This is a genomic window from Pseudoalteromonas sp. PAR1, from assembly GCF_947311895.1.
GTDB classification, from domain to species: domain Bacteria; phylum Pseudomonadota; class Gammaproteobacteria; order Enterobacterales; family Alteromonadaceae; genus Pseudoalteromonas; species Pseudoalteromonas lipolytica_C.
Genome location: NZ_CAMZMY010000017.1, coordinates 1 through 13,882, shown reverse-complemented (window position 1 = coordinate 13,882; position 13,882 = coordinate 1). Strand labels below are relative to the sequence as shown.

Below are 13,882 nucleotides of genomic sequence, written 5' to 3'. Positions count from 1 at the left end.
ACTTTGCACTGGCGTTCATTATTTACGGAAAAGAGTAGCGTACAATTCGTTTTACTACAGAAAAGTACTGGCGAAAGAAGCCGCCGGTATTGTAGTGAATACCGTGCTCTTTAAAGATAGCTTGCACCTTAGGGGCTATTTCGCGGTAGCGCTTTGCTGGTAAGTCTGGGAATAAGTGGTGCTCTATTTGATAGCTCAAGTGCCCAGTCATTACATGAAACAGGTTACCCCCTTTGATATTTGATGAGCCCAACGCTTGGCGATAATACCATTGGCCTTGCGATTCATTTTCGCAGTCTTGCTGGTTAAATGTTTCAACTTCACCGGTAAAATGCCCGCAAAAGATAATGGTTGAGGTCCACAGGTTACGTAATAAATTAGCCGCTAAGTTGCCCGCCAAAACCCACAAAAATAGAGGCCCAGCAAGGAGTGGAAAGAGCAGGTAGTCTTTCACTAGCTGGCGTGCACCTTTACTAAAAAAGCGCTTTTTCAGTTCGCTGTGCGGTACTTTGTAATCGCGGTCATCTTTTTTCTTGCCAAAAAATACTCGCTCGGCTGCCATTTCATGGTACGACACACCCCATTGGAACAGCACACTGAGTAATAGGTAAGTGACAAATTGCCATAGGTTTTTTACTCGCCAACGAAAGTCATTCGATAAGCGCAGTAATCCATAACCGAAGTCGCGATCTTTACCAATAATATTGGTATAGGTGTGGTGCTCGTAGTTGTGAACGCGGTTCCAACTAGCCCCATCGCACGCTATATCCCACTCGTAAGACCTTGAATTTATGTATTTATCATTCATCCAGTCGTATTGGCCATGCATCACATTGTGGCCAATTTCCATGTTATCGAGGATTTTTGCAGTGGCTAAACTAAGCACCCCCACGAGCCATAAAACTGGCTGAATAAAGCCTAGCATTAATAGAATTCGGCCACTCCATTCAAACACTCGTTGGCAAACAATAACGCGGCGAATGTATTTCGCGTCTTGCTCACCGAGTTTTGATTTTACATCTGCTTTAACGCTATCGAGTTGAGCTGCTAATTTTTCAAAATTGACTGTTTTTGTTGTCTTCATGCTGATAACTCCACGTCACTGACTGGTTGCGATATGCAAAGTTGAATTAATTGCTCTGAGCTATCAGAGAGCTCACCGGTACGAATATCACGCACGATGCCTTGCTTTTTAACGCACTGGCATTGATGGCAAATGCCCATACCACAGCCAACTGTCACCGGTTGCTTATTTGCTTGTAAGTGAGAAAGCAGGGTTTGTTGGTTATCAATAGTGAATGTTTTGCCCTGATGAGTGAGTGTTAATTCGTGCTTATCAGTGGTTGCTAAAAAAGCAGGGACTGCACTGAAATGCTCACTATCTATAGGTGTATCTAACTGTTCAGCTAAAGTGGCTGCTTGGTTATACAAAGAAGTTGGGCCGCATACTAACCAGTGTTTATGCGCATTTGGTGTCAGCCATGTCGTCGCATCACCATCTTTGCTGCGCTCAAGTAAGTGGTAATCAAAATTGCTCAGTGATTGTTTTAGTTGCTCAAGCTCATCTTTAAGCCAGTGGCTGTTCGGCTTTGCATAGTAAAGCAAGGTTATGGTTTTTTTGCTATCAGCGGGTATAGATTTAAGCATAGCCATAAATGGCGTAATGCCAGAACCACCGGCAAGCATAATTAAAGAGCGAGCAGTATTTGGCATAACAAACTGGCCTTTAGGCTCAGAAATATTAAGCCATTGCCCAGACTTCAGACTAGTTAGCTTTGATGTAAATGCGCCGAACTCTTGGCTGCGGATCAATAAACGAATTTGTCGCTGCTGCCTTGCCAATTGTGGTTCGCTTGCGATGGTAAACACGCGCGTAAGCAATCGTCCATTCGTTTGGATTGTTAACGCAATATGCTGGCCTGCTTGATGAATTGGCCATGCTTTTTCTGGTTCAAGAACCAGCTCAACATTTTGTTTAGCAAACACTTGTACGTGTTTTACTTGTGCACGAAAGTAGCCTTCGCGCCAGCCAGGTTTAAAGCACTGGATCACAGGTTCCCAGTATCCAGCCCATGATTGATGATGTAATAAGTGTTTTGATAATGAATTAAATAACGCGCTCATTTTTTGCCTTTAGCTTACAGGTGTACGCTCACTTAGCGCACAAGTGTAAGTCGAAAAGTGATAATTGCAAGTCTAATTTGAGTATTAGCTCTAAATTGACGGAGCTATATGCAACTTTTAAGAATTTAAAATGTGATAAGGAGAGCTTTAGGAATAGCTGCTTTTTATTTTAATTCATGGGGATATGCTTGATAGGTTCAGCTCATGCAGGTAATTATTCAGGGAAGTGAGAGTGTAGAGCCCATTTATAGGCCGTGTTCTTAAAAGGACGTGTTTGAATTTGGCTATAAAGCTTAACAACAATAGCCAGTTTAGTTTGCAGCTTTGCCACCGGCCCTAGTGGCAAAGCTTAATTGACAGTTTGAGATGTAAGATGGGTATTCGTTGCTTTGTGAGTCAATTCAACCTAATTATTATGCAAACATTATCCCATCTGGGTTTTGTTTGAAGCTATCCTTACTCTCTAGATTGCGCCACACCTTTTCGTGAAAGTAAAACGCAACCGTATTGACCGCAGGCTCAACAATGGCAACCAAGCCACCAATTAAAAAACTACCTGTTAAAAAGTAGGTCACTGTAAACGCGATTGTGAAGTGCATTATTGCAAAAGTAACTGTTTTAATCATTTTGAATACCCTAACTCTCATAATTTGATGAGTTTAGTATTGATCATTATTTTTAATCTTTAAAATGGAATAAAAAGATTGTTGTAATCGGAAAAGTGGATTGTGATTTTCACGGTAATGCTCAGGAAGTTTTATTTCAAATTCTACGAACTCAAATAGAAGTAGATGGTGAGAGTTGTTCGGAAATATGCTTGTCAGTTGGGGCAATAAACTGCGTATTGCTCACGATAATGTAAGGCGGATCTTGAGGGCTATAAAGAGTAGTAAGCTTATATAATTAAATGACTTAAGTTTATTTTAAGTTTAAACAAGTACAGTAGAGTTTCGCTAATAAGTAAACAAGATAATTTTAGATAGCTCATTTTTTGTTTTAGATCATTACAGCAAGAGCGCTCAAAGGATAGCTTAATTGTGAGTCTATATTACGTATAAATTGGGCACTTATCTAAAGGCGTTTTTACTAAAGAGGCATTATGAATATTAAAAATACAACGACTCATTACAATACTTTTTCTATTGTATTGCACTGGCTTATGTTTATTTTAATCGTCACTGTTTTTGGCAGTATTGAATTGCGCGAGTTGTTTGATAAAGGTACAGAAACCCGCGACGCTTTTAAAATGTGGCATTTTATGTTGGGTTTATCTGTTTTAGCCCTAGTAAGTATAAGGTTAGTGGTGCATGTACTGGCAGGCTCAACGCCTGCGATAAAACCTGAGCCTGCAAAGTGGCAAAATACATTGGCTAAACTAGTGCACCTTGCGCTCTATGTCTTCATGATTGCAATGCCAATAGCTGGTTGGCTGATATTGAGTATGGCTGGTAAACCAGTGCCATTTTTTGGCTTAGAGCTTCCTCCTTTAGCAAGTGAAAATAAAGACCTTGCTAAAACGATTAAAGAATTACACGAGACAGTGGGTGAAGTTGGCTACTACTTAATAGGTATACATGCCGCTGCTGCATTAGTTCACCATTACTTTTTGGCAGATAACACCTTAAAACGTATGTTACCTCTAAAAAGTGAACATTTAGATAAGTCTGAGTAGTTAAACCTTGATGCCACATACCATGATTTATCGTGTTATGTTTATGGCGCAAAGAGCCACTATTGCCACTTTCTTCAATCACACTGAAGAGAATTAGTTAGCGAACATCGTAAAAGCTATAACTGACTAATTCTCATACTCGCTTTCTATATCACTAAAAAATAGTGCTACTTCTTATAGACTTACAAATAAATAGTGCTTCATAATTATATTCCTACCTATTGGTAGTTTTTATTATAATTTATTTTTTTTGGTCTTAATTTAGGGATATATAGAGCGATGATGAAATTTAGGATGCTCGGTTATTTTGTTTTTTTTCTTTTAATATGTAGTTTTCATGGTGCAGCGCAAGATAGCAAGCCTAATCAAGTCACTATCACTGCGCTAGATGAAGGGGTGTGGCTGCATACATCTTATTATACTTACCCAAATGGTACACGATTTCCTTCAAATGGTTTAATTGTTAAAGAAGGAGATAGTTTGACACTTATTGACACTGCGTGGGGAGAGTTACTCACTTTAGATCTTCTCGAAGCAATACACTCTGAAATTAAACTGCCAGTAAGCAAAGCATTTGTTACACATGCCCACGGCGACCGAGCTGCAGGAGTTGATGTACTTGAATCTAAGGGGATCGATGTTTTTGCCCATCCATTAACTGTTCAGCTAACGACAGAGCAAGGAGCGGCAGTGCCAAACAATACCATTAAAGAGCTTAAAGAAGCAGGCTCAGTTGTTAAATTTGGCTCACTTGAGCTGTTTTATCCAGGGGCCGGGCATGCAATGGACAATGTTATGGCATGGTTACCTGAAAAAAGAATTTTATTTGGTGGTTGTGCGGTTCGATCACTTCAGTCATCATCTGTTGGTAACTTAGCTCATGGCGACATTCATTCTTGGCTAAATATAACAAAGCAATTAAACAAACAATTTAAAAGCGCAGTGATGGTTGTTCCCGGGCATGGTGATGTAGGCGGATATGAGTTGCTCTCTCATACAGAAAAATTAATATCCGATCACCTTAAATAGACATTGATGATGGTGGCTTTAAACTAAATCTGAACAGTTTAAAGCCCCTTTATTTCCTTGTGGTCTGCGCTCAAAAAGTACGTAAAATCCAACGTGAAAGTAACTTTAAATTCGCTTTGTATTATTTCAAACTCGTCTTGCCGAATTTGACTGGTAATGAAAAATGAACCTGCAGATACTGTTAATTAAAAGTAAATACTTTTAAATTTGAACACACATCTAAAGGTTGAATATGCACACAATAAATAAAAAGGCATTAGCAGTTGCTGTCGCTTTAGCTTGCTCATTACCTGTACATGCACAAAACGAAAATCAGCAGGATATTGACAATAAAGTATCAAAAGAGCCGCAAAGTGGCTTAGAAATCATTTCTGTTACGGCAACAAAACGCAAAACGAAGTTGATGGAAACACCGGTAGCAATTACGGCGTTAACAGAAGCTGAGCTTAAAAAAAATGGTGTTAATAATATTAAGGATATTGCGAACCTTGTTCCTAGCCTTGATATTTCAACAGCAACCGACCAATCAGCACCCGTTATTTCAATGCGCGGGGTACGCTCAACCAACCTAACAGAGCTAGGTGATCCTGCGGTTGGTGTGCACTTAGATGGGGTGTATTCACCGAGAATGCAAGGTGCGCTTGCATTGATGTACGATATTGACCGTGTTGAAGCATTACGTGGTCCTCAAGGCACCTTATTCGGCCGAAATTCTACGGTTGGTAGTATTAATGTTATATCTGCAAAGCCACAATTTGAAAATTTCTTTGGCAATGTGAATGTTGAGGCAGGTAAGTACAACAGCAAAAACATTGATGGCGTTGTTAATATTCCAATTAACGAGGAATTTGCAGTTCGTTTCGCAGCAAAAGGTTTGAAGCGTGATTCTTATTTAGAAGGCTACTATGATCCTAACCAGTACGATACTCGCAGGCTTTCTGATGATGTATTAAATGCACCTGTAATATCAGAAGACTCTTATCAAGGTGTTGGTCAAACTGTTACTCAAAGAGAAAACTGGTGGATTGATGGTGCTGGTACCGATCCAGAAGCACAAAAAGTTCGCGCATTAACACCTGCAGATAAAAGTGATTTTTATAACAATGCAGATGAATATTCATTCCGTGTGAGCACACTTTGGGAGCCATTAAATGGTAATTTCTCAAACCATACGGTTTTCCAAAAGTACGTAAATAACAGCAACAATAATCTTGATTTAGTTAACTGTGATAAGTTAAGAGGACGTCCAGCTGAAATGGGGGGCGATTGCTCAAATTTCTTGCCAAGTGACAACACTTATCAAGCGGTTGTGAATGTTCCTGGACAATTAGATTTAGACATCACTTATCTTCGCAACACATTAAATTATAACCTAAATGACGAATACAATATCGTTTGGTTGATGGGTTATGAAGACATGAAAAGAGAGTCAGCACAAGACAGTGAAGTAGGTCTTGACCCATGGGATGGTGCAACCTACTTTTTAAACGGCACTGGGGCTGAATCGTTTTCAACAGAATTACAACTTCAATCTGATGAATATGGTGACTTCATATGGATTGTAGGGGCAAACTACTTCCACGAAAAAACCACAACCGTGGGTTATTATGATAATCCAATGGATGATAAAGCGTTTTGGGATCAACCTGATCGCTCAACAGATGCATTTGCCATTTTTGGTCAAGGAACATACAAACTAACCGAGAAGTTACATGCAACTTTAGGCTATCGTTTTAGTGATGAAACTAAGCAAGACAAAGGCGGCAGAACGTATCGATGCTCAAATGCCGATGGGTGTGCTGTAGGTTGGTTAAATAGAACAGACCTAAACAATCTGCCAGTCGACTATTACGAAGACCCATCTATATATGCGTCTTACTTTGAAAATGACAACAAAGGAAGCTGGCAACATCATGACTTCCGTGTTGGCTTAGATTATGACATTTCATCAGAAACCATGCTGTATGCATATTTAGCGAGTGGCTTTAAAGCGGGTGGTATTGGTGATGTATACGAAGTAGTTAACGATAGAACCGGTGATGTTACCCGGTTTGAAACGAAGTTTGATCCAGAAGAAGTATTAACGTGGGAGTTAGGGGCTAAATCAAGCTTTTTTGATAACTCACTGAATTTAAAAGCTGCTTTTTTCTATACAGACTATACAGATATGCAATACGCATCGGTTGGTTCGATCGGTAATGTTGAACGCTTATCAGTGGTGGAAGATGATAACGGAACACCGATTTTAGGTGATGATGGCGAGCCTCTTCTTGATTATCAAAATCAACCTGTGATTGCTTATTACACTCAGAATGTTCCAGCATCAACAATTAAAGGTATTGAATTTGAATTTGACTGGAAGCCATATCCAAATGGTCGCATTACAGGTTATGTAACTTGGACTGATGCTAAAATTACGGAAGATTGGAATACTAAGTGGGATTATGATTCAGAGTATCTATTTGATATCTCTTATGAAGAATCAAAAGATCCAGAAAACACATTGTTAGCGACAAACCTCAAAGGTAACAACCTAGCAATGACACCTAAATACACTGCGAATATTAGTTATACGCATACGTTCAATTTAGGTGAGTATGGCTTTATTCATGGTTGGTTTAACGCAAGTTGGAAAGATAAATCGTATTCAACGGTGTGGAATCTTGATAAACATTTAGATGATATGGATTTTGCAGTTTCAGACGAAGCGACAAAATATATTGATGATAGCCGAGATGCATTCGCCGTTTATAACGCATCTTTGAAGTATGAGCCTCAAAGCCAAAAATGGTATGCGGAGTTATTCATTAACAACGCTTCTGATGAGACCATTCAATATTGGAACAACACGAGTAAAGGTGTACCAAAAGGTAGTTTTGGCATGCCGAGATACTATGGTGTTAGAGCCGGTTTCTCATTTTAACCTTACGATTAAGCGCTCTCATATTGCTCAGCAATATGAGAGCTAACCAGATTAAGAGGCAAAAAAATGAAAAAATTATGGCTACCTCTAGCAACTTTATGTGTTGCTTTTTTATCCCCTAGTTTAAGTGCAAACTACTTCAAAGATAACTTTTCTTGGGGATACAACACGAGTATTTGGACTGCACGACAAGGTGACAATGGCACGCCATTTGGGTGCTCCTTTGAGCCTAATATGCAAAGCCCCAGCGAGCATGGCTTAACACTAACCTTATCGCAAGGCACATGCTCAGAATTACAGAGCAATCAGTTTTATAGTTATGGTAAGGTACAAGGTCGATTAAAGTCAGGCAATGTTGCTGGTACGGTTTCATCGATATTCACTTATACCTCATGGTGGGATAGTCCAGGTCGAGCATGGCAAGAAATAGACATTGAATTGCTGCCCTCACTTGGTAATGTTGTACATACAAATATTATCTATCAACCGCAAGGTGGTTTATATCAAAGCTGGGAACAAGACATCGATTTAAGCCAATTTGGGCTTGATTACCGTGAAAATCTGCTCATGATAGGCTTTGATTGGTCTAGCAGTGTTATTCGTTGGTATCTGTATGATGCCAATGGCCAAGAGCAAACTATTCGTACCGTTTATAAAGATAATGGTGATGGTGTGCTGGCAAATAATGAGATACCTGCATACGCTTGGCCTGTTGATAACACCAAAATTATGATTAATCACTGGCACGGCGATAACTCACAAGAAGCCAATTACTTTCCTGGGCAATATTATGGTGCTTCATCTTGGGTATATTATGATTTTATTGAATACATACCTAACTAACTATTTATTTTTCAACGTGTTGTATTATAGGTTTTAAATGTCTAGATTTAAATTTCCACCATTATTATTAAGCCCATTGGTTCTTATTGGGCTTGTTTATAGTCATCTTTCACATGCCATCGACAGCGAACAGGTAAACTGGCCTGATGTAAACACTAAACTCAAACAAGACCCTGCTGTTGAGAAGCAAATTGATGAGCTCATTGAAGGAATGACAATTGAGCAAAAAGTAGCACAAATGGTTCAACCTGAAATAGGCTATTTAAGTGTCGAACAGATGCGCAAGTATGGCTTTGGATCGTACTTAAATGGTGGTAACACCGCGCCTTATGGTAATAAACGTGCCTCGATGAAACAGTGGCTTCAATATGCCGATGAGATGTATCAGGCATCAGTAGATGCATCGATAGATGGAAGCGCAATTCCGACGGTTTGGGGCACAGATGCAATGCATGGACATAGCAATGTTTATGGAGCTACGTTATTTCCACATAACATAGGTTTAGGTGCAACCAGAGATAAAGAGCTAATTAAACGCATTGGTCAAGCGACAGCAAAAGAAGTTGCTGCAACCGGAATAGAATGGAGTTTTGCGCCTACTGTCGCAGTGGTCAGAGACGATCGGTGGGGCAGAACATATGAGAGTTATTCTGAGAACCCTGATTTAGTTAAAGATTACGCAGGCGAAATGGTTGTAGGTATTCAGGGAAGCATCAACAATGATTTCTTAACAGGAACAAATCGTATTGCAACAGCAAAGCACTTTGTTGGTGATGGTGGAACTGAACGTGGTATAGACCGTGGCAACACTATTATTGATGAAAAAGGTTTGAGAGATATTCATAGTCCAGGCTATTTTTCAGCAATAAATGAAGGTGTTCAGTCTGTTATGGCATCTTTTAATAGCTGGAACGGTCAACGTGTGCACGGTGATAAATACTTGCTAACAGAGGTACTTAAAAAGCAAATGGGCTTTGATGGCTTTGTTGTCAGTGACTGGAATGCTCACAAATTTGTTGAGGGTTGTGATTTAGAGCAATGTGCTGCAGCTATCAATGCAGGTGTTGATGTTATTATGGTTCCAGAGCACTTTGAAGCCTTTTATCACAACACGGTTGCGCAAGTGAAAGAGGGTACTATTTCTGAAGAAAGAATTAATGATGCTGTTCGACGTTTTTTAAGAGCGAAGATCAGATGGGGCTTATTCTCAAGAGGTAAACCATCAAGCCGATCTGAATCTCAGCATCCTGAATGGTTAGGTGCTGCTGAGCACCGTGAGCTTGCTAGAGAAGCTGTTCGTAAATCATTAGTATTATTGAAAAATAATGACAAAATACTGCCAATTAAAGCAACAAGCAAGATACTGGTTGCTGGTGATGGTGCCGATAGTATTGCAAAGCAAGCAGGTGGATGGAGTGTTTCGTGGCAAGGCACAGACAACACCAATGACGATTTTCCAAATGCGACGTCAATTTTTGCTGGCTTAAAGAAGCAAGTTGAAAATGCCGGTGGGCAAATTGAACTAAACGAAGCCGGAAACTACTCGGTCAAACCTGATGTAGCAATTGTTGTTATTGGCGAAGAACCTTATGCAGAGTGGTTTGGTGATATCGAATATCTTGAATATCAGCATAAAACAAAAGCAGATCTAGCATTATTGAAAAAGTTAAAAGCAGACGGCATTGCGGTTGTTACTGTATTTTTGAGCGGTAGACCACTTTGGATAAATAAAGAACTCAATGCATCTGATGCATTTGTTGCTGCATGGTTACCTGGCTCAGAAGGCGAGGGCGTAGCAGATGTTTTATTGACCGATAAGAAAGGCAACATTCAACATGATTTTTCAGGTAAGTTGAGCTTTTCATGGCCAAAGTATGACACGCAATACACATTAAACTTAGGTGATGAAAACTATGATCCATTGTTTGCTTACGACTACGGATTAACCTACCAAGACACGGTTAATGTGCCTTTATTGAGTGAAAAAACATCACCTAAAAAGCAAGCTAATGAAGACGCAAAGCCACTGTTTGTTAGAGGCTTAGCAGAGAACTTAGTTTGGCGCTTAAAAGACGCAAATACCGCTGCCATCGAAACAACAGGTTCATCTGCAACCAGTGGTGATGGTGCTAGTTTGTTAATGCAATCAGTTAACTTGTCTTATCAGGAAGATGCAAGACAATTCATTTGGCGAGCAGGCGCAAAGAAAGCTACTTTGAGCTTAAGCTATCAACAGCCTGAAGTGCTCAGTGATGCAAGTAAGTCAGCTATTCTTGAACTTAAAATGAGAGTTAACACAGCGCCAAGTAAAGCGACTCAAATACAATTAATGTGTAACAATAACCATTGCATGCGTAACATTAAGTTTGAATCAATAGAAGCCTTGATGAATGATAAGAAATGGCATACGTTAGCGATACCGTTAAATTGTCCATCTGCGTTAAATACTATAACCAAGGTGACAGAGGTGCTAAACGTTTCGGCAAATGCTGCCAGCTTAGCTGTTGCTGATATAGCACTGACTAGTAAACCAAATGCAGATGCTTATTTACTCTCATGCTCTGACTAAATCTTAGTAAAGCTGATGAGCAAGTAATGCCCATCAGCTTTACCTTATGGATTGAATAATTTGAATACTAGTAACCCCCGCAGCCACTTATTTTGGCTGTTTCAGATATGTGGTTGGGTTGTTTACGCAATGCTAACCGAATTAATGATTAAAGTACCAAGTGATGAGCCTTGGACTATCCATATCCCGCATCTGATTATTGATACAATCTGCGGCTTTTTAATTACCCTGTTCCTGCGAAAAGTATTCTCCTATATCAATTTTATTGAGCTAAAACTGAAGATTGCGCTTCATGTTGTCGTTGTTATAACTGCGACGTTAATTTGGACACAAATAAAGTGGATTACGCTGCAGTGGTTTTATGGAAACTTTTGGCAACCAATGACGTGGTTTGACTTTGGTACATGGACGTCGGCGTCATTAACAGTGCTTTCAACATGGGCCGCGTTTTATTATGGGATCAAGATTTATTTAGATAACTTAGAGCAAACGCAAAAAGCAGCTGAAGCCACACACCTAGCAAAAGAGTCACAATTAAAAATGCTGCGTTATCAGCTTAATCCCCATTTTATGTTCAATAGTATAAATGCGATTTGTACATTGATTTTGAAGAAAGAAAGTTTAGAAGCTGTCAAAATGCTCGAAAAACTGTGTGATCTATTGCGCCACAGCTTATATACAGATCCACTTGAGAAGGTAACAATTAAGGAAGAAATTGGCATTCTTAGCAATTATTTGGATATAGAAAAGTGTCGATTTACTGATAAGCTTGTTGTTGATATTTCTGTTGCCGATGGTTGCAACGAGTTGTTGATCCCCTCTATGTTGATTCAACCCCTTGTCGAAAATGCTTTAAAGCATGGCATGTGTTCAAACCAGAAAATGTGTATCACCATTGCAATAGAAAAAACGAAGAGTTATTTAAATATAAAAGTGTCTGATACTGGTAAGGGATTTGGTGAGGAAAGTACCAACAAAAGAGGTATTGGGTTAGCTAATTGTGAGCAACGTTTAAAGCTAATGTATGGAAAGTCACACCGTATAGAAAAGGGTAACTTAAGCGAAGGTGGCGCTTGGGTATGTATAACATTACCTATGAGTGGTCATAATAAATGATAAAACTAAACACGATACTGGTTGATGATGAATACAGCGCCGTCGAAGGTTTACGTATTCGACTCGAACATTTTCCTGAAATTAATATTGTTGGTAGTGCATGCAGTGTTGACGATGCAATTGAGCTGATAAATAACAAAGAAATAGATTTAATTTTCTTAGACATTGAAATGCCCTCTAAATCAGGTTTTGAATTGATAAAGCATTTTCAACCTGAGGCATGTCCTGCGGTCATCTTTGTCACAGCATTTCATCAACATGCGGTCCAAGCTTTTGAAGTTAGAGCCATCGATTATTTATTAAAACCGGTAAAACTAGATAGACTTGCTGAAGCTATTGAAAGAGTTATAAGTAAAGTAAAGCTATTTCAAAAAAGTGAGTTGATAGCGCTACAACAAGAAGTGAGTAGCAAGTCTGAGCAAAACAAACACTCTGCTAATCAGTCTGATTATAATTTTGACAGTGATCACTTGGTTATCCGGGATGCTAAAAACCCGATTCAAATAATTTCATTCACCGATATTCTTTGGATTGATGCGGCTGGCGATTATATGTGTGTGCACACTGCGACCGATACCCATGTTATGCGAGCAAGATTAAAGGAACTCGAAAGTAATATGCTGCCTGAGGCATTCTTGCGGATCCATAAGTCGACAATTGTTAACTTAGCCTATGTAAGACAGCTTGAGCCATTGCGCAACTCAGAGTACATGGCAACCTTAACTACAGGTAAAACCTTAAAAGTAAGTCGAACCTACAGTAAGCAATTAAAAAAGCTGATTTAAATAAATCGGTGCTGTTTTACAACACCGCGTTATAAACAGCACCTTACTATGCAGTAGTATTTACGGCTGTTTTGACCAAACTGATTTTAGAATGTTAAACCCTATCGCACCGAGAACGACACCTGTTACTTTATCAATATAAAATGCGGCTCTAATGAATTTTTGTCTGATAGTCGTTTTTGACAACATATAAATAATTGCCACATCCCAAAAAAAGACGACTAATGTCATCCATACTCCTAAAAGCACTTTAAAGCTAATGCTGACCTCAGGGGTTAGTGCAACAGTAAACAAGCTTAAATAAAATAATAAGTTTTTAGGGTTTAAAATACCTGAGAGAAACCCAGTTACAAACTCTTTGCAAAAGCATGATAATGAAAATTCAGTGGATGCCTTGGTATTTGTGGAGAAATTAGCATAGGCATTTTTAGGGGCTTTTAAGGCGTGATAGGCTATATACATCAAAAATAAGCCACCAATAACTTTGAGCGTTACCATCAAACCAATTGAGGTGGATAATATGGCGCCAACTCCAATTAAGCATAAGGTAATATACACTGCATTAGCTGTTGCGATCCCAAGTGCTACGCCAATCGCATTCTTTTGATTGCCTTTTAATGCACTTTTAACAACCAAAACAAAATCAGGCCCAGGACTTAGCAATGCAAGAAAGTGTGCAGCTGCAACCGAAACAAATATACTGATTAAATTAATATCCATAAATTCCTCAAAAAATAATAATACCATATATGGACTATCTCCGATTGCAAGACAGTAATTGATAGAATTTCAAAGTTCATTGCTGCCATATATTCGGCTTT

11 protein-coding genes are annotated in these 13,882 nt (G+C 39.2%); 7 read left to right on the top strand and 4 right to left on the bottom strand.

Annotated elements, in window-relative coordinates; genetic code table 11:
• Positions 1-22: 22 nt before the first annotated feature.
• From QL229_RS14240 to QL229_RS14230, 3 genes are all read right to left on the bottom strand, one after another.
• On the bottom strand, positions 23-1,084 hold the full coding sequence (locus tag QL229_RS14240) for an acyl-CoA desaturase (RefSeq protein WP_138558246.1): 1,062 nt from the start codon (positions 1,082-1,084) through the stop codon (positions 23-25).
• Positions 1,081-2,124 carry an iron-sulfur cluster-binding domain-containing protein gene (locus QL229_RS14235; protein ID WP_249930239.1) on the bottom strand — a complete coding sequence of 348 codons (1,044 nt, stop codon included), beginning with the start codon at positions 2,122-2,124 and terminating at the stop codon, positions 1,081-1,083. Before QL229_RS14235 ends, QL229_RS14240 begins: the two co-directional genes overlap by 4 nt.
• Before the next feature lie 413 nt (positions 2,125-2,537).
• Positions 2,538-2,750: a DUF2061 domain-containing protein gene (locus QL229_RS14230; RefSeq protein WP_063527308.1), complete on the bottom strand. Its 213-nt coding sequence runs from the start codon at positions 2,748-2,750 to the stop codon at positions 2,538-2,540.
• Positions 2,751-3,223: 473 nt separating this feature from the next.
• Here QL229_RS14230 and QL229_RS14225 point away from each other — a divergent pair, with 473 nt between their 5' ends.
• The 7 genes from QL229_RS14225 to QL229_RS14195 all read left to right on the top strand — a co-directional run bounded on the left by QL229_RS14225 (position 3,224) and on the right by QL229_RS14195 (position 13,061).
• Complete coding sequence (locus QL229_RS14225; protein WP_138558245.1) at positions 3,224-3,796, top strand: cytochrome b; 573 nt, start codon at positions 3,224-3,226, stop codon at positions 3,794-3,796.
• Positions 3,797-4,075: 279 nt separating this feature from the next.
• Positions 4,076-4,825 (top strand): subclass B1 metallo-beta-lactamase, encoded by a 750-nt coding sequence (gene bla / locus QL229_RS14220; protein WP_138558244.1) that lies wholly within the window; start codon positions 4,076-4,078, stop codon positions 4,823-4,825.
• Positions 4,826-5,057: 232 nt separating this feature from the next.
• Positions 5,058-7,748 (top strand): TonB-dependent receptor, encoded by a 2,691-nt coding sequence (locus QL229_RS14215; protein WP_138558243.1) that lies wholly within the window; start codon positions 5,058-5,060, stop codon positions 7,746-7,748.
• A 66-nt stretch (positions 7,749-7,814) separates the two neighbouring features.
• Positions 7,815-8,591 (top strand): family 16 glycosylhydrolase, encoded by a 777-nt coding sequence (locus tag QL229_RS14210; protein WP_138558242.1) that lies wholly within the window; start codon positions 7,815-7,817, stop codon positions 8,589-8,591.
• A 37-nt stretch (positions 8,592-8,628) separates the two neighbouring features.
• Positions 8,629-11,160: a glycoside hydrolase family 3 protein gene (locus QL229_RS14205; RefSeq protein WP_138558241.1), complete on the top strand. Its 2,532-nt coding sequence runs from the start codon at positions 8,629-8,631 to the stop codon at positions 11,158-11,160.
• A 144-nt stretch (positions 11,161-11,304) separates the two neighbouring features.
• Entirely contained in the window at positions 11,305-12,276 is a 972-nt protein-coding gene (locus tag QL229_RS14200) for a histidine kinase (protein WP_244667140.1), read from the top strand.
• The gene (locus QL229_RS14195; RefSeq protein ID WP_135926807.1) at positions 12,273-13,061 is read left to right on the top strand and encodes a LytTR family DNA-binding domain-containing protein; all 789 of its coding nucleotides are present in this window, start codon (positions 12,273-12,275) and stop codon (positions 13,059-13,061) included. The genes QL229_RS14200 and QL229_RS14195 overlap by 4 nt, the downstream gene beginning before the upstream one ends.
• A 60-nt stretch (positions 13,062-13,121) precedes the next feature.
• On the opposite strand, the gene QL229_RS14190 is transcribed toward QL229_RS14195, so the two are convergent.
• On the bottom strand, positions 13,122-13,781 hold the full coding sequence (locus QL229_RS14190) for a LysE family translocator (protein ID WP_135926808.1): 660 nt from the start codon (positions 13,779-13,781) through the stop codon (positions 13,122-13,124).
• Positions 13,782-13,882: the final 101 nt, after the last annotated feature.